The organism is Christiangramia oceanisediminis (assembly GCF_022570735.2).
In the GTDB taxonomy this organism is placed as follows: domain Bacteria; phylum Bacteroidota; class Bacteroidia; order Flavobacteriales; family Flavobacteriaceae; genus Christiangramia; species Christiangramia oceanisediminis.
In genome coordinates this window covers 260,110-280,895 of record NZ_JANCNS010000001.1, presented here as the reverse complement: position 1 = coordinate 280,895, position 20,786 = coordinate 260,110, and the positions used below count along the sequence as shown (strand labels likewise).

At 42.5% G+C, this 20,786-nt stretch carries 19 protein-coding genes and 1 riboswitch; of the genes, 16 read left to right on the top strand and 3 right to left on the bottom strand.

The window, feature by feature from the left end:
- Positions 1-54: 54 nt before the first annotated feature.
- From MKO06_RS01250 to MKO06_RS01215, 8 genes are all read left to right on the top strand, one after another.
- Positions 55-648, top strand: coding sequence for a precorrin-2 dehydrogenase/sirohydrochlorin ferrochelatase family protein (locus MKO06_RS01250; protein ID WP_241550522.1), 594 nt, complete (start codon positions 55-57; stop codon positions 646-648).
- A complete protein-coding gene (locus tag MKO06_RS01245) occupies positions 641-1,705 on the top strand; it encodes an NAD(P)/FAD-dependent oxidoreductase (RefSeq protein ID WP_241550521.1) in 1,065 nt (354 codons plus the stop codon). Before MKO06_RS01250 ends, MKO06_RS01245 begins: the two co-directional genes overlap by 8 nt.
- Positions 1,706-1,865: 160 nt before the next feature.
- The gene (locus tag MKO06_RS01240; RefSeq protein WP_241550520.1) at positions 1,866-2,288 is read left to right on the top strand and encodes an OsmC family protein; all 423 of its coding nucleotides are present in this window, start codon (positions 1,866-1,868) and stop codon (positions 2,286-2,288) included.
- 74 nt (positions 2,289-2,362) lie between these two features.
- Positions 2,363-2,467: riboswitch (SAM riboswitch) on the top strand.
- Positions 2,468-2,517: 50 nt separating this feature from the next.
- On the top strand, positions 2,518-3,564 hold the full coding sequence (locus tag MKO06_RS01235; protein ID WP_241550519.1) for a homocysteine S-methyltransferase family protein: 1,047 nt from the start codon (positions 2,518-2,520) through the stop codon (positions 3,562-3,564).
- Positions 3,565-3,622: 58 nt separating this feature from the next.
- Positions 3,623-6,325 (top strand): methionine synthase, encoded by a 2,703-nt coding sequence (gene metH / locus MKO06_RS01230; RefSeq protein ID WP_241550518.1) that lies wholly within the window; start codon positions 3,623-3,625, stop codon positions 6,323-6,325.
- 201 nt (positions 6,326-6,526) lie between these two features.
- The gene (gene metF / locus MKO06_RS01225) at positions 6,527-7,480 is read left to right on the top strand and encodes a methylenetetrahydrofolate reductase [NAD(P)H] (protein ID WP_241550517.1); all 954 of its coding nucleotides are present in this window, start codon (positions 6,527-6,529) and stop codon (positions 7,478-7,480) included.
- Between the two features lie 60 nt (positions 7,481-7,540).
- Positions 7,541-8,641 (top strand): acyloxyacyl hydrolase, encoded by a 1,101-nt coding sequence (locus tag MKO06_RS01220; protein WP_241550516.1) that lies wholly within the window; start codon positions 7,541-7,543, stop codon positions 8,639-8,641.
- Positions 8,638-9,387 (top strand): head GIN domain-containing protein, encoded by a 750-nt coding sequence (locus MKO06_RS01215; protein ID WP_241550515.1) that lies wholly within the window; start codon positions 8,638-8,640, stop codon positions 9,385-9,387. The genes MKO06_RS01220 and MKO06_RS01215 overlap by 4 nt, the downstream gene beginning before the upstream one ends.
- Before the next feature lie 60 nt (positions 9,388-9,447).
- Here the strand turns inward: MKO06_RS01215 and MKO06_RS01210 are convergent, their stop codons facing one another.
- The 3 genes from MKO06_RS01210 to gldA form a co-directional block, all read right to left on the bottom strand.
- Positions 9,448-9,732, bottom strand: a complete 285-nt coding sequence (locus tag MKO06_RS01210) for a type II toxin-antitoxin system RelE/ParE family toxin (RefSeq protein WP_241550514.1) — start codon at positions 9,730-9,732, stop codon at positions 9,448-9,450.
- Positions 9,725-9,964, bottom strand: a complete 240-nt coding sequence (locus MKO06_RS01205) for a ribbon-helix-helix domain-containing protein (RefSeq protein ID WP_241550513.1) — start codon at positions 9,962-9,964, stop codon at positions 9,725-9,727. Before MKO06_RS01205 ends, MKO06_RS01210 begins: the two co-directional genes overlap by 8 nt.
- A gap of 91 nt (positions 9,965-10,055) precedes the next feature.
- The gene (gene gldA, locus MKO06_RS01200) at positions 10,056-10,982 is read right to left on the bottom strand and encodes a gliding motility-associated ABC transporter ATP-binding subunit GldA (RefSeq protein WP_241550512.1); all 927 of its coding nucleotides are present in this window, start codon (positions 10,980-10,982) and stop codon (positions 10,056-10,058) included.
- A 336-nt stretch (positions 10,983-11,318) separates the two neighbouring features.
- Between gldA and MKO06_RS01195 the strand changes: the two genes are divergently transcribed.
- The 8 genes from MKO06_RS01195 to MKO06_RS01160 all read left to right on the top strand — a co-directional run bounded on the left by MKO06_RS01195 (position 11,319) and on the right by MKO06_RS01160 (position 20,686).
- A complete protein-coding gene (locus MKO06_RS01195) occupies positions 11,319-12,146 on the top strand; it encodes a prephenate dehydratase (protein ID WP_241550511.1) in 828 nt (275 codons plus the stop codon).
- Positions 12,143-13,285: a pyridoxal phosphate-dependent aminotransferase gene (locus MKO06_RS01190; protein WP_241550510.1), complete on the top strand. Its 1,143-nt coding sequence runs from the start codon at positions 12,143-12,145 to the stop codon at positions 13,283-13,285. The genes MKO06_RS01195 and MKO06_RS01190 overlap by 4 nt, the downstream gene beginning before the upstream one ends.
- A complete protein-coding gene (locus MKO06_RS01185) occupies positions 13,285-14,169 on the top strand; it encodes a prephenate dehydrogenase (RefSeq protein WP_241550509.1) in 885 nt (294 codons plus the stop codon). Before MKO06_RS01190 ends, MKO06_RS01185 begins: the two co-directional genes overlap by 1 nt.
- Positions 14,159-15,256, top strand: a complete 1,098-nt coding sequence (locus tag MKO06_RS01180) for a bifunctional 3-deoxy-7-phosphoheptulonate synthase/chorismate mutase type II (protein ID WP_241550508.1) — start codon at positions 14,159-14,161, stop codon at positions 15,254-15,256. Before MKO06_RS01185 ends, MKO06_RS01180 begins: the two co-directional genes overlap by 11 nt.
- Before the next feature lie 66 nt (positions 15,257-15,322).
- On the top strand, positions 15,323-16,267 hold the full coding sequence (rsgA, locus tag MKO06_RS01175; protein WP_241550507.1) for a ribosome small subunit-dependent GTPase A: 945 nt from the start codon (positions 15,323-15,325) through the stop codon (positions 16,265-16,267).
- Positions 16,268-16,720 carry a D-aminoacyl-tRNA deacylase gene (dtd, locus tag MKO06_RS01170; RefSeq protein WP_241550506.1) on the top strand — a complete coding sequence of 151 codons (453 nt, stop codon included), beginning with the start codon at positions 16,268-16,270 and terminating at the stop codon, positions 16,718-16,720.
- Positions 16,721-16,796: 76 nt separating this feature from the next.
- Positions 16,797-18,689: a DUF3857 domain-containing protein gene (locus tag MKO06_RS01165; protein ID WP_256946142.1), complete on the top strand. Its 1,893-nt coding sequence runs from the start codon at positions 16,797-16,799 to the stop codon at positions 18,687-18,689.
- Positions 18,690-18,694: 5 nt separating this feature from the next.
- Entirely contained in the window at positions 18,695-20,686 is a 1,992-nt protein-coding gene (locus tag MKO06_RS01160; protein WP_241550504.1) for a transglutaminase family protein, read from the top strand.
- Positions 20,687-20,786: the final 100 nt, after the last annotated feature.

Genomic DNA, 20,786 nt, shown 5'->3' with positions numbered 1-20,786 from the left:
AGGTGAGAAAAACAATTGTCAGGTCGAGCGGAGTCGAGACCTAAAAAATAAAAAATGGAAGAAAGAAACGAATTATACCCGGTCTTTTTAAAGGTGAATCACCTAAACGTCCTGGTGGTAGGCGGAGGAAATGTAGGCCATGAAAAACTGCATTTTTTGTTCAAATCCAGTCCGAATGCGAAGGTGGAGATCGTTGCGAAATGGTTCCTTCCCGAAACTGAAGAGCTGGCTAAAAAACACGGCGCCAAACTCATCAAAGGCAGGTATAAGCGAAAATACCTTAAAAAGAAACATTTCGTTATTGCCGCCACAAACGATGCAAAATTAAATAAACGGGTACATCGGGATGCGAAGAAAAGGTATTTACTGGCCAATATCGCCGATACCCCTGAGCTATGTGATTTCTATATGGGTGGCATAGTCAATAAAGGTCATGTGAAAATCGCCATTTCCACGAATGGAAAGTCGCCGACTACGGCCAAAAGGCTTCGGCAGTTCTTTGAGGAGGTGATCCCGGAAAATGTCAACCAGATGGTGGAAAATTTAAATGAATACAGGAAATCCATAAAAGGCGATTTTGAGGCCAAAGTGGACCAAATGAATAGTATAACCGAGTCTTTAATCTTAAAAAAGGAGAAAAATGATTAAAACTGATATTTTGATAATCGGAGCCGGGCCAACCGGTTTATTTACCGTTTTCGAAGCGGGGCTTTTAAAGCTGAAAACACATTTGATAGATGCGTTGCCACAACCGGGCGGGCAGTGTTCAGAGATCTATCCCAAAAAACCGATTTATGATATACCGGCTTTCCCGGAAATTCTTGCCGGAGACCTGGTGAAAAACCTGATGGAGCAGATCAGGCCTTTTGAACCTGGATTTACCCTGGGCGAACGTGCGGAAACTTTAGAAAAACTCGATGACGGAACTTTCATTGTCACCACCAATAAAGGAACTCAGCATCATGCTCCGGTTGTGGCTATCGCCGGCGGACTCGGTTCTTTTGAACCACGGAAGCCGCCTATCACCAATATTTCAGATTTTGAAGATAAAGGTGTTTCCTATTTTATCAAAGACCCGGAAGTTTTTAGAGATAAAAAGGTAGTGATCGCCGGCGGGGGAGATTCGGCTTTAGACTGGGCGATCTTTTTGTCCGACGTGGCTTCAGAAGTTGCCCTGGTACACCGAAGAGCTGAATTCCGCGGAGCTTTGGATTCCGTAGAACGAGTTTCAGAACTGGCTAAACTGGGTAAGATCGAAATGATCACCAATGCCGAGGTGGTTGGTTTAAGAGGTGAAGATCAGCTGGAAGAGGTGGTAATTCGTCATAAAGACAAGGCACGTGGAGAAGAATTCAGAAGTGTGGACGATTTTATCCCGCTTTTCGGTTTATCACCTAAACTGGGACCAATCGGGGACTGGGGACTGGAGATCGAAAAAAATGCCATAAAAGTGGATAATTCATACGATTATCAAACCAACATTCCGGGAGTTTACGCGATTGGTGATGTGAATACCTACAAAGGAAAGTTGAAACTGATCCTTTCAGGTTTTCATGAGGCGGCGATCATGTGTCAGAGTGCTTATCAACGAATTTACCCGGACAAGAAATACGTGCTGAAGTATACCACTGTTGGCGGAGTGGAAGGATTCGATGGTTCCAAAAAGGAAGCGAAAAGAGAAGTGGTTCAGAGTATTAGTGTTTAGATGCTCATAATTTATTTTTTCGTCAAGCTGAACTTGTTTCAGCTTCTCAATAGTTCCTGAACCAGGTTCAGGATGACACTCTAAAAATGATTACGGATAGGTAACCTTTGTTACCCAACAGAAAAATCAGAATTTCTATATTTGATGAAAATTTGAAATCATGAAGATCAGCCTTAAGAGAATCAACGAAAATTACCTTTTTGAAACTGTAAACGAGCGCGGAAATATCGTGCTTTTAGATAATAAAACCGATGATGAGCCAAAGGGGTCAAGCCCGATGGACCTTATTCTTCGCGGGATCGCCGGTTGTAGCAGTATAGATGTGGTGATGATCCTGAGAAAACAGAATCATGAACTGGATGATCTTCGGGTTGAGGTGGATGGATACCGTGAAGACGGGGCCATTCCGAATGTTTTCAAAAAGATCCAGCTGGATTTTATCCTTGAAGGTGATGTGCCACCAGCTAAAGTTGAAAGAGCGGTGAAATTGTCGATGGATAAGTATTGTTCGGTTTCTAAAATGCTGGAAAAAGCGGCCGAGATCAGTTATTCCATTACTTTGAACGGCGAAGGGGTTTTATAGAAAATTTTCTTAAATCCTTGCTTTTAGGTGCATCATAACTATATTTGCCCTGTAAGTTCATTTTTTACTAAAATTCGTTATCAAGAAAGGTTGAGGGATTAGACCCTGTGAAACCTTAGCAACCCTCCTTTGGAGAAGGTGCTACGTTCTACTGCGCTTCAGGCGTAGATAGATAACAATTAGACTTCTTTTCTGTCTTCTTTTCTCGATAACGTTCATAATAAAGAACATGTCAAGAATAGAAGAAATACTCTCAAAAAAAATATTAATACTCGACGGAGCCATGGGGACCATGCTTCAGGAATATCAATTTTCTGAAGAGGATTTCCGCGGAAAACGTTTTGCCGACTGGCCGGTTTCGCTGAAGGGAAATAACGATCTTCTGTCTCTTACCCAGCCTGAAGCCATTGCGACCATACACCGAAAGTATTTCTATGCCGGCGCCGATATCGTGGAAACCAATACCTTCTCCGGAACTACCATCGCCATGGCCGATTATAAGATGGAGGAGCTGGTTTATGAGCTGAATTATGAGTCGGCCAGGATCGCTAAAAAAGTTGCTGAAGAAGTAACCGCCGAAGATCCCGAAAAACCGAGATTCGTTGCCGGGGCGATGGGCCCAACCAACAAAACGGCCAGTATGAGCCCAGATGTAAATGATCCCGGGTATAGAGCTATTTCATTCGAAGAATTAAGGCTGGCCTATAAACTCCAGGCAAAAGCGCTGATCGAAGGAGGAGTGGATGTATTGCTGGTGGAAACGGTTTTTGATACGCTGAATGCCAAGGCAGCCTTGTTCGCTATTGATGAATTGAAAGAAGAACTGAATTCTGAAATCCCGGTCATGGTAAGCGGAACCATCACCGATGCTTCGGGAAGAACCCTTTCCGGGCAAACAGCCGAAGCTTTCCTGATCTCGGTTTCTCATATTCCACTTTTGAGCATTGGTTTTAACTGTGCACTTGGCGCGAAGCAATTAACGCCACACCTGGAAGCAGTTGCCCGAAATACTGAATTTGGTGTTTCGGCCTATCCCAATGCTGGTTTACCCAATGCCTTTGGAGAATACGACCAGGATGCGCAGGAAATGTCGAATCAGATCCTTGAATACCTTGAAAAAGGCCTGGTGAATATCCTTGGTGGCTGCTGCGGTACCACTCCAGAACATATTAAAGCCATCGCTGAGATCGCGAAAGATTATAAGCCACGAGAAATTAAGCTTCAACGTCATGCAGAACTAGTTTCAGCATCTCAAAATACAGAGAATCAATCATAGAAAAAGTGAGACCCTGAACCTCCCGAGGATTCGGGACAGGGTGACGAAAACTGAGAATATGAGTATAACTACTACAAATAATAAGAAGGAGATCAGACCTTTAAAATTGTCAGGACTCGAACCACTGGTGATCACTCCGGAAAGCAACTTTATCAACGTTGGGGAGCGTACTAATGTTGCCGGTTCGCGAAAATTCCTGAGGTTGATTAAAGAGGAGAAATTTGATGAAGCCCTTGAAGTGGCTCGTGAGCAGGTGGAAAATGGCGCCCAGATCATCGATGTGAATATGGATGATGGATTGATCGACGGTAAGGAAGCTATGGTGAAATTCCTGAATCTCGTGGTAGCTGAACCTGATATCGCCCGGGTACCGATCATGATAGATAGTTCCAAATGGGAGATCATCGAGGCCGGTTTGCAGGTGGTGCAGGGGAAATGCGTGGTGAATTCCATCAGCCTGAAAGAAGGCGAGGAGGAATTCATCGAAAATGCCAAAAAGATAAAACGATACGGCGCCGCGGTGATCGTGATGGCCTTTGATGAGGTTGGGCAGGCCGATAATTATGAAAGACGGATCGAGATCGCAAAACGCTCCTATGATATCCTGGTGAATAAGGTGAAGTTCCCACCTCAGGATATCATTTTCGATCTGAATATTTTCCCGGTTGGAACCGGAATGGATGAGCATAAAAGAAATGCCATCGATTTTATTGAAGGAACCCGTTGGGTAAAAGAAAACCTGCCTTTTTGCAGCGTTAGTGGCGGAGTGAGCAATGTATCCTTTTCTTTTCGAGGGAATAACCCGGTAAGGGAAGCTATGCATTCGGTTTTCCTTTACCATGCGATAAAAGCCGGGATGAATATTGGCATCGTGAATCCATCTTTGCTGGAAGTTTATGATGAGATCCCCAAGGATCTACTGGAGCATGTGGAAGATGTGATCCTTGATAGACGAGATGATGCTACGGAACGTTTGCTCGATTTTGCTGAAAACGTTGTCGGTAGAAAAAAGGAAAATAAAGTGGATCTCTCCTGGAGAGAAAATCCACTACAGGAACGAATTACCCATGCCCTGGTAAAAGGGATCGACGCCTATATTTTAGAGGATATTGAACAAGCCCGGCAACAGGCTGAAAAACCGCTTGAAGTGATCGAAGGTCCGCTGATGATCGGGATGAACGTAGTCGGCGACTTATTTGGAAGCGGGAAAATGTTCCTGCCACAGGTGGTGAAATCGGCACGAGTGATGAAAAAAGCGGTGGCCTATCTGCTACCATACATAGAAGCAGATAAATCCAATAAACGTCAATCGGCTGGTAAGGTGTTGATGGCGACTGTAAAGGGTGATGTACATGATATCGGGAAAAATATTGTCTCTGTTGTTCTGGGTTGTAATAATTATGAAATAATCGACCTGGGTGTGATGGTGCCACCTGAAAAGATCATCGAAACTGCCAAAAAGGAGCAGGTGGATGTGATCGGCCTAAGCGGACTCATTACTCCGTCGCTGGATGAAATGGTATTTCTGGCAAAAGAAATGGAACGCCAGGAATTTTCAGTTCCACTGCTGATCGGTGGAGCAACAACTTCCAAAGCGCATACGGCCGTAAAGATAGATCCGCAATACAAACATGCGGTCGCCCACGTAAATGATGCTTCACGGGCGGTGACTGTAGTAGGTGACCTCTTAAAAGAAGCTACCCGCGAGAAATATAAGAATGATCTGAAGCTGCAATATGATAAGTTCCGAAAGAATTTCAGCAAGCGAAGTAAGGTGAAATCATTTTTGAGCATTGATGAGGCTCGAGAGAATAAATTTCAAATCGACTGGAAAAATACGCCGATCCAAAAACCTAATGAATTAGGGATACAGCAGATCGATGATTTTGATCTGGCAAAGCTACTGGATTATATAGACTGGAGTCCGTTTTTTAGAAGCTGGGATTTACATGGCCGATATCCTAATATTCTGAAGGACGAAAAAGTTGGTGAGCAGGCACAAAGTTTATTTAACGATGCCCAGGCTTTATTGAAGAGAATTCTGGACGAAAGATTACTGAAAGCAAAAGCTGTTTTTGGATTATTCGAAGCTAACTCGATCAATGACGATGATATTGAAATTCAATATTCTGAAAATTCTAATGAGAAAAAAGGGGTTTTCAGAATGCTGCGACAGCAACTGAAAAAACATGCTGATCAACCAAATTTCGCTTTGGCAGATTTCGTAGCTCCAAAGGATTCCGGAATTCAGGATTATATGGGTTGTTTTTGTGTGACCACGGGATTTGGAACACAAGAACTAGCCGAAAAATTCGAGAAGGATCATGACGATTACAACTCGATCATGATCAAAGCACTGGCCGACCGACTGGCTGAAGCTTTTGCCGAATATTTACATGAGCGAATAAGGAAGGAACACTGGGGTTATGCTTCGGAAGAAAACCTGAGCAACGAAGACCTGATCAAAGAAGAATATAAAGGAATTCGTCCCGCACCCGGTTATCCGGCCTGTCCCGATCACCTGGAAAAAATAACCATCTGGGAAGTTTTGAAAGTAAAGGAAAGAATAGGAGTAGAGCTTACGGAAAGCCTGGCCATGTGGCCTGCAGCCAGCGTTAGCGGCTATTATTTTGCAAATCCGCAAGCAAGGTATTTTGGCCTTGGAAAAATAAAGGAAGACCAGGTTAAGGATTTTGCTGAACGGAAAGGAATAGAGTATAAGAAAGCAGAGAAATGGCTGAATCCGAATATAGCGGATTAGTATGGAGTAGTTAGTATTGAGAATTGAGAAAAGATTTAGACCTCACAGGTTTTCAAAACCTGTGAGGTCTGCTAAAAAACTGCGTTAGGGACTGCAGCGGCATCCTTTGATGAAATGCTGAGCTTGTCGAAGCATGAATCAAAGATAAAGCGGAAAGCCCGGCCCGATGGGCAACGCCCAGAAAAGTATAATTAGATTAATATGAAGGTTACCGAACACATTAAAAAAGCGAACGGAAAAACACTTTTTTCCTTCGAGATCATTCCACCGAAGAAAGGAAAGAACATCCAGGAACTCTATGATAATATAGATCCGCTAATGGAATTTAAACCTCCGTTCATTGATGTGACCACTTCGAGGGAAGAATATGTGTACGTGGAAAAAGACGGATTGCTGGACCGGAAGATCACACGTATGCGCCCCGGAACTGTTGGGATCTGTGCAGCGATCAAGCATAAATATAATGTGGATACCGTTCCGCATGTGCTTTGCGGTGGTTTTTCAAAAGAGGAAACCGAATATTTGCTGGTAGATTGTCATTACCTGGGGATTGAAAATATCATGGCCCTGCGCGGGGATGCGATGAGTCATCAAAAATATTTTGAGCCTTCAAATGGCGGTCATTCCTATGCCTGCGACCTGGTGAAACAGATCACCAACCTGAACAAAGGGAAATATCTTCATGAAGTAATCGAAGCTGATGATAAAGCCGATTTTTGCATTGGCGTTGCCGGATACCCGGAAAAACACCTGGAAGCGCCTTCGTTGCAATCTGACCTGAAAAGGCTGAAGGAAAAAGTGGATTCGGGCGCCGATTATGTAGTGACGCAGATGTTCTTCGATAATTCAAAATTCTTTGCTTTTGTGAAGGCTGCAAAAGATATGGGAATTGATGTGCCTATTATTCCGGGGATCAAACCCATTGCCATCAAGAGGCATTTGCAGTTATTACCCCAGGTTTTTAAAATAGATCTTCCGGAGGAGCTGATCCTGGAGGTTGAAAAATGTAAATCGAATGCTGAAGTAAGACAGGTAGGCGTGGAATGGTGTATCAAGCAATCCAAAGAACTTGTAGAGGCTGGAGTGCCAACCGTTCATTATTATTCGATGGGAAAAAGCTCGAATATTCAAAAAATAGCCGAGGCAGTTTTTTAAGATCAAAGTTCGTGAACCGGGCAGGAGATATTTTCGTAAATATATTAGATTTGCCCACGTATGAAGAAAATTGCCCTCTGCCTGCTTCTTTTAACCAGCTTTTTACAGGCCCAGGAAGAAAAGCCACCTAAATACTTTTCGATAGATGGTAACTATTTCTACGGAAGTATCCTGGAACATAATCCGGATATCGGGCACCTGATCACCGGCCATCCAACCGGGGTTTTGTTAAGCTGGAATCAAAAGACTTACGGTCTTAAAGAATGGGAACGCCGCTATAATTATCCTGATTTTGGCTATTCATTCGCTTACCAGGATATGAAAAATCAGAGCCTGGGCGAGACCTATGGCCTTTATGCTCATTTCAATTTCTATTTTTTCAAGCGGAATCTGATGTTCAGGGTGGGACAGGGACTGGCCTATAATACCAATCCGTATCACCCAGATGAGAACTACCTGAACAATGCCTATGGTTCACATGTGCTGAGCACGACTTACCTGATGGGGAATTACCACAAACAGAATATCATTGATGGGCTGGGATTACAGGCAGGAGTTACCATTATTCATTATTCGAATGCCGATTTTAAATCGCCTAACAACAGTACCAATACTTTTACTTTTAATTTTGGGGTAAACTATTTGCTGGATCATGAAGCTCATCCCGATTATATTCCGAAGGGCCCAAGGGAAAAATATACCGAACCGGTGCATCTTAATTTAGCGATTCGAAGCGGGGTGAATTCTACCGGGGTGGTGGGGTCACCGCAATTGCCGTTTATGACCATCGCTGCCTATGCCGATAAGACCCTGAACCGAAAAAGCACTATTCAGGCCGGAACCGAGCTGATCATGTCCTGCGCTTTGGAGGAATTTATAGCATATAAAGCAGCAGCCTTTCCACAGCAAAATAATGACCCGGATGCAGATTCTAAAAGAGTTGGCGTATTTGTTGGCCATAAGCTTAGTTTCAATAAACTTTCGCTTATCACGCATCTGGGATATTACGCTTATTATCCATATACAACTTATGTGGAGCAGGTGTATAACCGTATTGGCTTACAACGGGAGATCACAGAAGACTGGTGGGCATCTGCCACGGTTCGTTCGCATGGAGCAAATGCCGAAGCCGTAGAATTTTCAATTGGATATAGATTATGAGAAAAGTTTTGGCCATAATTTTTTTAAGCCTCCTGTTTGGTTGTAGTACCGAAGATGCTCCAGATTGTATCCAGACTGCCGGAACCATAGTTCAACAGGAAGTGAAATTGGAATCCTTCAACGAGATCTTTGTTTTTGAACGGGTGAAGTTGTTCATCGAAGAAGGTCCCGAGCAGAAAGTGGTGATCGAAACCGGTGAGAATTTACTTAATGAAGTAAGTGCTCAGGTTGAAAATGGAAGACTGATCCTTGAAAATGACAATGCCTGTAACCTTTTCAGGGATTATGAAATCACTAAAGTGTATGTGACCAGTCCGAATATCAACTGGATACAAACCAGCACTTCGAGTACTATTGAAAGTATAGGGACACTTACCTATCCCGATCTATGGCTCAGGTCTCTTAACCAGGAAAAAGATCCCGATATTCATACAGATGGAGATTTTAAACTGGATCTTGATGTTCAGAATCTGCGAATCACTACCGATCATATTTCCAATTATTTCCTGACAGGGAAAGTAGAGAATTTCGATGCTTTCTTCGCTGCTGGAGACGGCAGGCTGGAAGCCCGTGATCTCATCGTGCAACATTATGATGTTTTTCACCGGGGGACGAATAAGCTTATCATCAATCCACAACAATCTTTAAGAGGAAATATTTACAGTTACGGGGATATTATCTCGGTTAACAGGCCGCCTGTTGTTGAAGTGACCGAACATTTTAAAGGAGAGCTTATTTTTGAGTAAACCGATAAATTTTCAGACTAGTTCGTTTTTGACCAATTTTAATTTTAAGGGATCAAAAACTTAAATTTTATTCAAATCCTGCCTTCCAATTATGGTCATGATTTCAACTTTACTCTGGATTATTCGGTAATAAATACTGTCTACACCACAAACACATCTCCTATAACCAGGTTTAATATGGTCTACAGCCTCAAAAGAATATGGCTGATCGGCAATTATTTTAAAATATTCAAAGAAAGTTTCAAAGTATTTATCGGCCTGAACTTCACCAAACCTTTTCATCCCGTATTGGTGAATTCGTATTAAGTCCTGCTTTGCAGCAATACTTAATTTATAATTACTCATTAAAGCCCGATTTTGATTGTGCTAAGATTTCTTGTTTGGTGTTGGACGTAAAGCCGCTTTTTTCAGCCTTTTCAAGTTTTGCACGTATCCAGTCAATTTGAACCTGTTGCTTCCTGGCCTGCCTGATGAGATCATTAACTACCTCGCTTTTGCTTGAGTATTCTTTGCTGTCTACCTGGTCTTTTAACCATTCATCGTTAGGATGGGTAAAGGAAATACTTTGTCGTGGCATCTTCTGTAGATTTGATGTAAAATTGCACCAAAATCGAATCAAATCCTAATTTTAAGCTTTTATTTTCAGGAATTTGAAGGGAGTAGTAACTTTAAGATTTCGAGGTTGAGGTCAATTCAGCGAAAAGGCTTTCCAGGTTTTTTGTTTTCCGAATGAGTTGTAGTGTCTTAAGTCCGTTATCGTGAGCAAAATCGAATACTGCCGGTCTCATATCTTTATTAGTGTCAAAGATGAGTTCGTAGGTGAATCCGCCTGTATTTTTAGCCGAGGAAAGATGAGGGAGCTTTTCAAGAGCCACCTCTTCGATGCGATAATCGAATTCTACAAAGATCACCTGTTCATCATCATCCCTAAGATCCTTTAGGCGCCTGTCGGCTACGATCTGCCCATTATTGATGATGATCACCCGGTCACAAATCGCTTCCACTTCCTGCATGATATGGGTGGAAAGGAATACCGTTTTTCCAGGTTTTCCATCACTGCTTTCACTTCCAATATTTTTTATCAGCGCTCGAATCTCTACTAATTGATTAGGATCCAGTCCGGTTGTTGGTTCGTCCAGGATAAGAACCTCGGGATCATGTAAAAGTGCCGCCGCAAGACCAACCCGCTGGCGATAACCTTTAGATAATTGGTCTATCTTTTTGTTGGCTTCCGGTTTCAGCCCGGTAAGTTCGATCACTTCTTCGATCCTATTTCGATCGGTTTTATAGACCGAAGCACAAAATGCCAGGTATTCCCGAATATACATATCGGTGTAAAGCGGGTTATGTTCCGGCAGGTAGCCTATGCGTTTCTGAATTTCGGTAGTGTCCCCGGGAAGTTTTAATCCGCTTACTTCGGCCTGGCCTTCATCTACGGAAAGGTATCCGGTAAGGATCTTCATCAGGGTAGATTTTCCCGCTCCATTAGGACCCAAAAATCCAACGATCTCGCCTGCCGGGATTTTAAAATTTACCTGGTCCAGCGCTTTCTGGTTACCGTAATGCTTTGTTAAGTTGCTAACCGAAATAGACATGTTTCAAAATTAGAAATTATTTTCTGGCTGCTCGCTGAAAAATCTTCAATCTTCTAACGAAAATAAATGAAGTGAAATTGTAATTCTCAGTGAAAGGCCCTGTCACTTTCGAAATTCGGAAAACTTCAAAAATTCGGATTAAAAAATTTTGAAAATAAAATTTAAGCACTACTTTAGTCAACATAATAATGACAATGAAACGATTAATCAACTGGAGCGCATTCTATTACTTTTATTTCTTTTATAGAGATAGGGTCGGGAGTGCTATATGATTAAATCAGTATAAAATTATATAAAAGTCTCGATCAAAAATCGAGACTTTTTTTTGATAGGTATATGAGCAAAAGAATAGGCATACAGGGAATCAAAGGTTCATTTCATCATCTCGTGGCGATGGATTACTACCATAAGGATGTTGAGGTAATGGAACATTTGTCTTTCCATGAGCTGGCACGGAAGCTAGCGGCAAAAGAATCTCAGGAAGCCGTGATGGCCATAGAAAATAGTATTGCCGGTTCAATTTTGCCAAATTACGCACTGATAGATGAGTATAACCTGAGCGTAATAGGAGAATATTATACGCCTGTAAATATGAACCTGATGGCCCTGGAAGGCCAGAAGATATCTGATATCAAAAAGGTTTTTTCTCATCCCATGGCTTTGCTGCAATGCAAGGAGTTTTTTAAGAAACATACGCATATCAAGCTTATTGAAGATGTGGATACGGCTGAAGCCGCCAAACGAATTCACGATGAAGGATTAAAAAAGGTGGGAGCCGTGGCAAGCCCGGCTGCCGCTCATATGTATGGTCTGGAAATTCTCGCAAAAGAAATACACACCATCAAAAGCAACGCGACCCGGTTTTTAGTTTTAGGCACCGAGCAGAAAGAGCCCAATGGAGAAAAACTGGATAAAGCTTCTATAAAATTCGACCTGAAAAGCGAACGTGGAAGCCTGGTTTCAGTACTTAATATTTTACGGGACTGTTACCTGGACATGACCAAGATCCAGTCCTTGCCTATTATCGACGAGCCCTGGAAATATTCATTTTTTGTGGATGTGATCTTTGAACGTCCTGAAGATTTTGAACGGGCGATGGACGTGCTTAAACTAATGACCGAAGGATTAAAAATATTTGGGATCTATAAAAACAGATTGTCATGATAACGGCAAAAAGACTGGATAACGTACAGGAATATTACTTCTCAAAAAAATTAAGAGAGGTAGCAAATCTTCGAGCTGAAGGGCGGGATATTATTAATCTCGGCATCGGGAGTCCCGATCTGCCTCCACCTAAACAGGTGATCGAAGCCCTTAATGATGCTCTTATTGCCAACGGCGCTCACCAGTATCAACCTTATAAAGGCGTTGCCGCCTTAAGAACCGCAATGGCCGATTTCTATCGACTGTTCTATTCCAGAACCGTAGATCCGGAAACGCAAATTCTGCCGTTGATGGGAAGTAAGGAAGGGATTATGCATATTTCAATGGCATTTCTGAACAAGGGTGATGAGGTGTTGTTGCCCAATCCCGGATACCCAACCTATAGTTCGGTTACCAGGTTGCTGGAAGCAAAAGAAAGAACTTATGAGTTGAGCGCTGCAAATAACTGGTTGCCCGATCTTGAAGCTTTGGCGAAAGAAGATCTGAGCCAGGTAAAGCTGATGTGGGTGAATTATCCGCATATGCCAACCGGTTCGATAGCTACAGAAGACTTTTTTGAAGAACTAACTGCATTTGCCGAGGAACACGAAATATTGGTGGTGAATGATAATCCGTATAGTTTTATTCAGAATGATAAACCAGGAAGTATTTTATCCCGTAATGGCCTGAGCGATTACGTGATGGAGTTGAACTCGCTGAGCAAAAGCTTTAATATGGCCGGATGGCGAGTGGGAATGCTGGTTGGATCTGAGAAAAATATCAACTCGGTTCTCAAAGTAAAATCGAATATGGACAGCGGGATGTTCTATCCGGTTCAGGCCGGAGCGGTTGAGGCGCTGCGTCTTTCCCAGTCCTGGTTCGATAGTCAGAACGAGATTTATTCAGGCAGAAAGAAAATGTTGCTGGAGTTGATCGAAGATCTTGGATGTGAAGTCGCCGATGAACAGGTAGGTCTGTTTATTTGGGCTAAAGTGCCTGAAGGAAAGACTTCTGAAGGAATGGTTGATGAATTATTGTATGATCACAACATTTTTATTGCACCGGGCTTCATTTTTGGTTCCCAGGGTGAAGGTTATGTGCGTTTTTCACTATGCGCTTCGGAAGAGGCAATTAGGGAATCTTTAAAAAGACTGAAATAATGAATGTATTTTTAATAGGAACCGGATTGATAGGTGGGTCTTTTGCACTGGATCTGAAATCTGTCATGAAACGGGCACGAATCTTCGGGATCGATCAAAGTGAAAAGCATTTGGATGAAGCCCTGGAAAACGGGCTTATCGATGAGCGAGCAGAATGGGAGGATCTGCCAAAGGCAGATTTCGTTTACCTGGCGATCCCGGTTGATGCTTCTTTAAAAGTGCTTCCGGAGATCCTTGACCTGGTAAAGGACGATTGCCTGGTGACCGACGCTGGCTCTACCAAAGAGCAACTCTGTAAAACAGTTGAGGGGCATCCTAAACGAAGGAATTACCTGGCAGGGCACCCTATCGCGGGTACAGAGTTTTCAGGTCCTTCCGCCGCATTGCATGGATTGTTCAGGAATAAGACCAATATCATTTGTGAAGTTGAAAAGACAGCTTTCAAATTACAGGAAAGAGCCCTGGAAGTTTTTAATGCTATCGGGATGCGCATCCGGTATATGGATCCGGCTTCACACGACCGGCATATCGCTTATGTGTCGCATTTGTCACACATCAGCTCATTTATGCTGGGAAAAACGGTGCTGGAAAAAGAAAAGAACGAAAGGGATATTTTTGATCTCGCAGGCAGTGGATTTGCTTCCACAGTGAGGCTGGCCAAAAGCTCCCCGGCCATGTGGACCCCGATTTTCAATCAGAACAAAAAGAACGTGCTGGAAACCCTGGACGAATATATTTCTAACCTTCAGCAGTTCAGGGATCTGATGGAGAACGATAATTTTGAAGAGGTTTATAACGAAATGGAAAAAACGAATCATATAAAAGATGTTTTAAACGGCATCACTCAGGACGAACAACTAAAATTACTGGAAAATGGAAAATAAGAAAGAACTTAGAAACTGGCTGGACGACTTTGGATTATCACATCCGCTTGTGATCGCAGGCCCATGTAGCGCCGAAACCGAAGAACAGGTTTTAACAATTGCGCACCAATTAAAAGATAGCGATGCCACCGTGTTGCGCGCTGGAATCTGGAAACCCAGAACCCGGCCCGGAAATTTTGAAGGTGTTGGAGCTTTGGGGCTGAAGTGGCTCAAAAAAGCGAAGGAAGAAACCGGCATGTTAACCACTACCGAGGTGGCCAATCCAACCCACGTTGATCTGGCTTTAGAAAATGATGTGGATATTCTGTGGATAGGAGCGAGAACCACCGTTTCTCCTTTTATCGTTCAGGAAATCGCAGATGCACTTAAAGGAACCGACAAGATCGTATTGGTTAAAAACCCGGTGAATCCAGATCTTTCCCTGTGGTTGGGAGCAGTTGAACGCTTACATACCGCCGATATTTCGAAGCTGGGTGTTATCCACCGAGGATTTTCAGCCTATGAAAAGACCGGTTACCGAAACAACCCTGAATGGCAGATCCCTATCGAACTTCAGAACAAGTTTCCAGATCTACCATTAATCCTTGATCCTTCACACATTGCAGGAAGAAGGGATATAATTTTCGATCTATGCCAGACCGCGCTTGATCTTAATTATGACGGGATCATGGTAGAAACCCATCATACACCAGACAAGGCCTGGAGCGATGCTGCGCAACAAATTACACCTGAAACCTTAATCAAGATCATGCAGGATTTAAAAGTTAGAAAGGAAATTTCAGCAAGCGAAGAATTTCAGAATAAACTGGAGAATTTAAGATCCAAGATCGATATTACCGATAGCCAGATCCTGGAAATTCTGGCAAAGAGAATGAAGATCGCCGAGGAAATTGGAAAGGTTAAAAAAGATCAGAACGTGGCGATTCTTCAAACCAAAAGATGGAACGAGATCCTTGGTAAAATGGTGCTGGAAGGAGAAAGCAAAGGTTTGAGCGAAGAATTTGTTCTCAGGATGTTCAAGGCTATTCACCAGGAATCCATCAACCATCAGCAGAAGATCCTTGATGGTATTGAAACCAGTAGATAGCATCGGGATTTAATTCATAGATTTGTAGCAAACTATGTTTCAAATGAAGTGGGTAATTCTTAGTTAATGCAGGGAACCGTTTATAAATCTACAGGTAGCTGGTACCAGGTTAAGGCCGAAAATGGAGAGTTCTACGAATGCAGGATCAAAGGTAAGTTCCGAATACAGGGTATAAAAAGTACCAATCCCGTTGCTGTGGGCGACGTGGTGAGTTTTGACCTTGAGGAAGGAGTGGAAGGCAGGACCGGGATAATAAAAAAGATAAAGGACCGCGAGAATTATATAATTCGGCGGTCTGTTAATCTTTCCAAGCAAACCCATATTATTGCGGCGAATATAGACCAGGTCTTTTTATTAGTAACACTGAATAATCCGCCAACGCTGACAAGTTTTATAGATAGGTTCCTGGTTACTGCTGAAGCTTATGATATAACTGCAATCCTGCTTTTCAATAAAATTGATACTTACTCTCCTGAAGAGCTGGCCGAAGTGAAATACCTGGCCGAATTATACCGGTCTGCAGGTTATGAGTGCATCGGTATTTCTGCAAAAAAAGGGAAGAACGTAGATAAAGTTAAAGAAAAGATGAGGGGGAAAACCAGTATGATCTCGGGTCATAGTGGTACCGGAAAATCCACGCTGATCAATGCTATCGAACCAAGTCTTGATCTTAAGACTTCTGAAATCTCCAAACAACATCAACAGGGTCAACATACCACCACCTTTGCTGAGATGTTCGACCTGGGTTTTGATGCTCGCATAATCGATACTCCGGGGATCAAGGGATTTGGAGTGGTAGATATGGAAAGGGAAGAAGTTGGCGATTATTTCCCCGAATTCTTCGAGAGAAAATCAGACTGTAAATTTCATAACTGTCTTCACCTGGAAGAACCCAAATGTGCGGTTAAGGAAGCTCTCGAAACAGGAGAGATCGCGTGGTCGCGTTACAAAAGCTATCTTCAGATCATGGAAGGGGAAGACGAAAATTATCGAATAGATCAACATAAATAAATGAGAGTAGTTCTTCAAAGAGTTTCAGAAGCTTCAGTTAAAATCGATTATAAATTATGTGCGGTGATCCATGAAGGTATCCTGATACTTCTTGGCATTGAAGAAGAAGATACCCAGGAAGATATCGAGTGGTTAACCCGAAAGATCATCAATATGAGGATCTTTAATGATGATGAGGGCGTGATGAATCGCTCATTAAACCAGGTTGATGGCGATGCCATTGTCGTGAGTCAGTTCACCCTGCACGCCAGCACAAAGAAAGGTAACCGGCCCAGTTATATCAAAGCTGCCAAACCCGAAGTAGCCGAACCGCTATACGAGAAATTCATCGCTCATTTTGAAAAGGAATTTGGAAAACAGGTGGGAAAAGGACGATTTGGAGCAGATATGAAAATTTCGCTGATCAACGACGGTCCCGTCACGATCATAATTGATTCCAAAAACAAAAGTTAATTTATAGTTAATTTTTTATATATTGCGCAGATAACTAAGCCAATCCAATTTAATGCGCCTATATAATTGCCTACTCATGTTGGCCTGCTGTACTTTTTCGGCATTCGGCCAACAGAATTATTCTGTAGAGAAAATTGATCCTTCCTTAATTAAAAATGCCGATGCTGTAATCCGCGAAAACCAGGTCGTCATTGAAGTGGAGGCTATTGATGAGGTTACTATCAAAACCTTTAGGGTAGTTACCGTTTTTAATGAATCTGGCGATTCTTACACCAGAGCGTTAGAATTTTATGATGAAAGTTCTAAAATAAACGAACAGGAAGCCATAATCTACGATTCCCGGGGAGAAGAGGTGGATAAGATAAAGTCGCGCGATTTTAAAGACCAGAGTAATTTTGATTCCTTTATACTATTTTCAGATAATCGGGTGAGCTACCTCAATTATACTCCTCGACAATATCCGTACACCGTTGCTTATACCAGCGAAGTCGAAACTAATAATTCAGTCTTTTTGCCAGACTGGTTTCCAATGGAAGGTTATGATGTAAGCGTTGAAAAATCTTCCTATCGACTTTTGAACCCTGGCAATATTCCATTGCGTTCGATAGAACGAAATTTTCAGGGTTTTGAGATCGCAAATAATAACACTAAGCATGAACTGGAATATCATTTAACGAATGCACCGGCGGTGGAGTATGAAATTTTAAGTCCGTCCTTAAAGTCCTTCGTTCCAAGACTACTGGTAGCACTTGATAAGTTTCACCTTGAAGGAGTCGATGGTGTGGCTTCCAACTGGGAGGAAATGGGAAAATGGATGTACGATGAACTGGTCGCTGAGCATGATCAAATTCCTGCTGCTACTATCCAGAAGGTCACCAATCTAACGAGTGATGCTTCCACAATTGAGGAGAAAGCGAGACGTATTTACCAGTATGTACAGGATAACACTAGGTATATCGCGGTAATGTATGGGATTGGAGGCTGGGAACCAGCGCTTGCAGCAGATGTAGACAGGCTTGGATACGGCGATTGCAAGGCTTTGACCAATTATACAATGGCCTTATTAAAGAGCCAGGGCATTGAGTCATATTATTCGGTGGTATATGGAGGAGAAAAACGGAATATAGATCCCGAATTTACCAAAATGCAGGGGAATCATGTGATCCTGAATATCCCTAACGAAAAAGGTGAAGATTTCTGGCTTGAATGCACGAGCCAGGAAGATCCTTTTAATTATTTGGGTGATTTTACCGATGATCGATATGTGCTTAGGGTGAAGCCAGATGGCGGTGAACTGGTGAAAACAAGAAGATATTCTGAAGATGATAACCTTCAGAAAACAAAATGTGAAATAGAACTGGACGGAGATGGAAATTTCACGGCCAGCCTGGAGCGTTCCAGCTTTGGAGTGCCATACGGTGAGGTCTACAGGCTCGAATCCAAGACCGAAAAAGACAGGAAAGAGTATTACCTGGATGAGTGGTCTCGCTTTCAGAATATTACTTTCAGCAAGATCGATTTTGAGAATAGGCGCGATACTATCGAATTCAGGGAGAGCATAGATTTCAGCGGTGCGAGATTAGCGACTAAAGCCGGTAAAAGATTGTTGCTCCCGTTAAGTTTTATTCAGCAGGAGCAGGTTTCATTAGGAAAAAATGAAGACCGTAAAAGACCGGTTAAGTTACTTAGGGGAAGATCCTATGAAGATGATTTCGTATTCATGCTTCCGGAAGGTTTTCAAATTGAAACATTACCCGAAAACAAAATTTTGCTAACCGAATACGGGCAAATGTCTATTGAGATCAGTAGTTCAGAAAATGACGGAAAGGAGTCTATTCATGTAAAAAGGAAAATGAAGATTAGAGAAGGCGAGTGGGAAGCTGAGAAATACCCGGATTTTAGAAAATTCATATACAACGTTAACCACCTGAACGGTCTCAAGGCTGTGATTGTTCAGTCTAATACCTAAACCAAATGAGCCGATCACTACTAATCTTATTTTTAGCCCTTTTTTCCCAGGTCTCCTTTAGCCAGGATTTTAAATTCGGAAAGGTTTCTGAAGAGGAAGTAACCGAAAAACAGCATCCACTAGAGGAGGAAGCCAATGCAGCCATACTCTACAAATACCGCAGAACCTATTATGAATATTCCCAGCATATAGGTTTTCAGCTTATCACCGAAGTTCACGAGCGGGTAAAGATCTATAACAAAGATGGCTTTGACTGGGCTACCAAGGAAGTTCGGTCGTATATAGGTGGTAGTGATGAGGAGGATGTTAGAGGGATTAAAGCCTATACTTATAACCTGGTAGATGGAAAACTGGTGGATGAAAAGCTGGATAAGGATGATGTTATCGAGGAAGAGTCCAGCAAGTTTTTTAAAACTACAAAATTTACCATGCCTGCCGTTAAGGAGGGGAGCGTAATCGAGTATAAGTACGAGATCGTCTCTCCATATGTTACAAGTATAGACGATTTCAAACTACAATACAGTATCCCCATCAATAAACTGGAAGTGAAGGTGAGCATTCCCGAATACCTGGTTTACAGAAAACATTATAACCTTAGATCACCCATACGTTTCGACATTAAAGAAGATAGCCGGAGATTTAAGCGAGGCGAACTTGAGTTTAGAATGAATAGCTATGAGATCGTAAAGGAAAATATTCCTGCGATGGTGGAGGAGCCTTATGTAGATTATATTGACAATTACGCCGCCTGTATCAAATGGGAACTTCAGTACACTAAATTCCCTCAAAGCACAGTGGAAAATTATTCTACCGACTGGGAAGGAGTGACCAAATCTATTTACAATGATATTGGCCTGGATAAAGACATCAATCAAACCAGGTATTTTGAAGATGATATCGATGCTTTGATAGCAGGCGTATCCAATCCATTAGAAAAAGCAGCCAGAATATATTCTTTTGTTAAGAAGAAGGTGAAATGGGATGAGTATTATGGTTTTGTACCAGACAAGGGACCTAAAAAAGCCTATAAGGAAGGACTTGGGAATACTGCCGATATCAACCTGATGCTTACTGCCATGTTGAGGTATGCTAAACTCAACGCCAGCCCGGTTCTAATAAGTACACCCGACAATGGCGTGCCGCTTTTCCCTACCCGGGATGGGTTTAATTACGTTATTTCCAGCCTCGAGTTAGAAGACGGTATACTCTTAATGGATGCTACAGATGTGACCGCCGCCATAGGAGAATTGCCAAAGAGGGCCAGGAACTGGCAGGGAAGGATACTTAGGGAGAACGGGTCTTCAGATTGGGTTCCGCTTTACCCTCAGGCTCATTCCAGCTATAGTTCCCGGATGAACATTAAATTCGAAGACGGGCAGTTAGATGGCATATTTTCCAAAACCCTCAACGGTTTACATGCTAAAAAGTACCGAAATCAACATTTCAGCAAAACCGAAGAAGAAATGAATGAAGCGGTAACCGAGAGAATGGGTGATATAGAAGTAGAAGAGATCCAGGTTAAGAATATGCACGATGTGGGAGCCGATATCGGTGAAAATTACAGGTTTCATACTAACTATGGCCTTGAGCAGATTGGTGAAAATCTATATTTAAAACCGTTTTTGTTTGAAACCATTAAAGAGAACCCGTTTAAATCGAAGACAAGAACCTACCCTATTTTCTATGATTTTATGTCGGCAGAGCAAAAACAGGTGAATATTATGGTGCCTGAAGGTTTTGAGCTTGTTTCCCTTCCCGAGTCGGCTACTTACCACTTACCTGAAAATGCCGGGACCTTTAAATTCACGGCTGTGGAAAATGGCGGCTATTTAAGGGTAGAGTCGATCGTTGTTTGGAACAAACCGGTATTCACCGCAGCCGAATATGAGAGCCTGAAATTATTTTACGATAAGATCGTGGAGAAGCAAAATGAAACCATCGTTTTTGGAAAGCTGGCCCAGGATGATACTGCAGAGCTTTCAGAAGGCGACGAATAAAAGGTAATGAATCATAAAAATTACGAAACCATCCGTGAATCGGATGGTTTTTTATTTGCTGCCTAACTGCAGGTCGCGATGAGCTATTCATTGTTTTTTC

Excerpts from the sequence above, each read along its gene's own strand:
- MKO06_RS01235 (WP_241550519.1), top strand. The coding sequence starts at position 2,518 with ATGTCAAGAATAGAAGAAATACTCTCAAAAAAAATATTAATACTCGAC.
- MKO06_RS01250 (WP_241550522.1), top strand. The coding sequence starts at position 55 with ATGGAAGAAAGAAACGAATTATACCCGGTCTTTTTAAAGGTGAATCAC.
- rsgA (WP_241550507.1), top strand. The coding sequence starts at position 15,323 with ATGCAGGGAACCGTTTATAAATCTACAGGTAGCTGGTACCAGGTTAAG.
- MKO06_RS01160 (WP_241550504.1), top strand. The coding sequence starts at position 18,695 with ATGAGCCGATCACTACTAATCTTATTTTTAGCCCTTTTTTCCCAGGTC.
- MKO06_RS01215 (WP_241550515.1), top strand. The coding sequence starts at position 8,638 with ATGAGAAAAGTTTTGGCCATAATTTTTTTAAGCCTCCTGTTTGGTTGT.
- MKO06_RS01220 (WP_241550516.1), top strand. The coding sequence starts at position 7,541 with ATGAAGAAAATTGCCCTCTGCCTGCTTCTTTTAACCAGCTTTTTACAG.
- MKO06_RS01210 (WP_241550514.1), bottom strand. The coding sequence starts at position 9,732 with ATGAGTAATTATAAATTAAGTATTGCTGCAAAGCAGGACTTAATACGA.
- MKO06_RS01190 (WP_241550510.1), top strand. The coding sequence starts at position 12,143 with ATGATAACGGCAAAAAGACTGGATAACGTACAGGAATATTACTTCTCA.
- MKO06_RS01165 (WP_256946142.1), top strand. The coding sequence starts at position 16,797 with ATGTTGGCCTGCTGTACTTTTTCGGCATTCGGCCAACAGAATTATTCT.
- MKO06_RS01195 (WP_241550511.1), top strand. The coding sequence starts at position 11,319 with ATGAGCAAAAGAATAGGCATACAGGGAATCAAAGGTTCATTTCATCAT.
- metH (WP_241550518.1), top strand. The coding sequence starts at position 3,623 with ATGAGTATAACTACTACAAATAATAAGAAGGAGATCAGACCTTTAAAA.
- MKO06_RS01240 (WP_241550520.1), top strand. The coding sequence starts at position 1,866 with ATGAAGATCAGCCTTAAGAGAATCAACGAAAATTACCTTTTTGAAACT.
- metF (WP_241550517.1), top strand. The coding sequence starts at position 6,527 with ATGAAGGTTACCGAACACATTAAAAAAGCGAACGGAAAAACACTTTTT.
- dtd (WP_241550506.1), top strand. The coding sequence starts at position 16,268 with ATGAGAGTAGTTCTTCAAAGAGTTTCAGAAGCTTCAGTTAAAATCGAT.
- MKO06_RS01245 (WP_241550521.1), top strand. The coding sequence starts at position 641 with ATGATTAAAACTGATATTTTGATAATCGGAGCCGGGCCAACCGGTTTA.
- gldA (WP_241550512.1), bottom strand. The coding sequence starts at position 10,982 with ATGTCTATTTCGGTTAGCAACTTAACAAAGCATTACGGTAACCAGAAA.
- MKO06_RS01180 (WP_241550508.1), top strand. The coding sequence starts at position 14,159 with ATGGAAAATAAGAAAGAACTTAGAAACTGGCTGGACGACTTTGGATTA.
- MKO06_RS01185 (WP_241550509.1), top strand. The coding sequence starts at position 13,285 with ATGAATGTATTTTTAATAGGAACCGGATTGATAGGTGGGTCTTTTGCA.
- MKO06_RS01205 (WP_241550513.1), bottom strand. The coding sequence starts at position 9,964 with ATGCCACGACAAAGTATTTCCTTTACCCATCCTAACGATGAATGGTTA.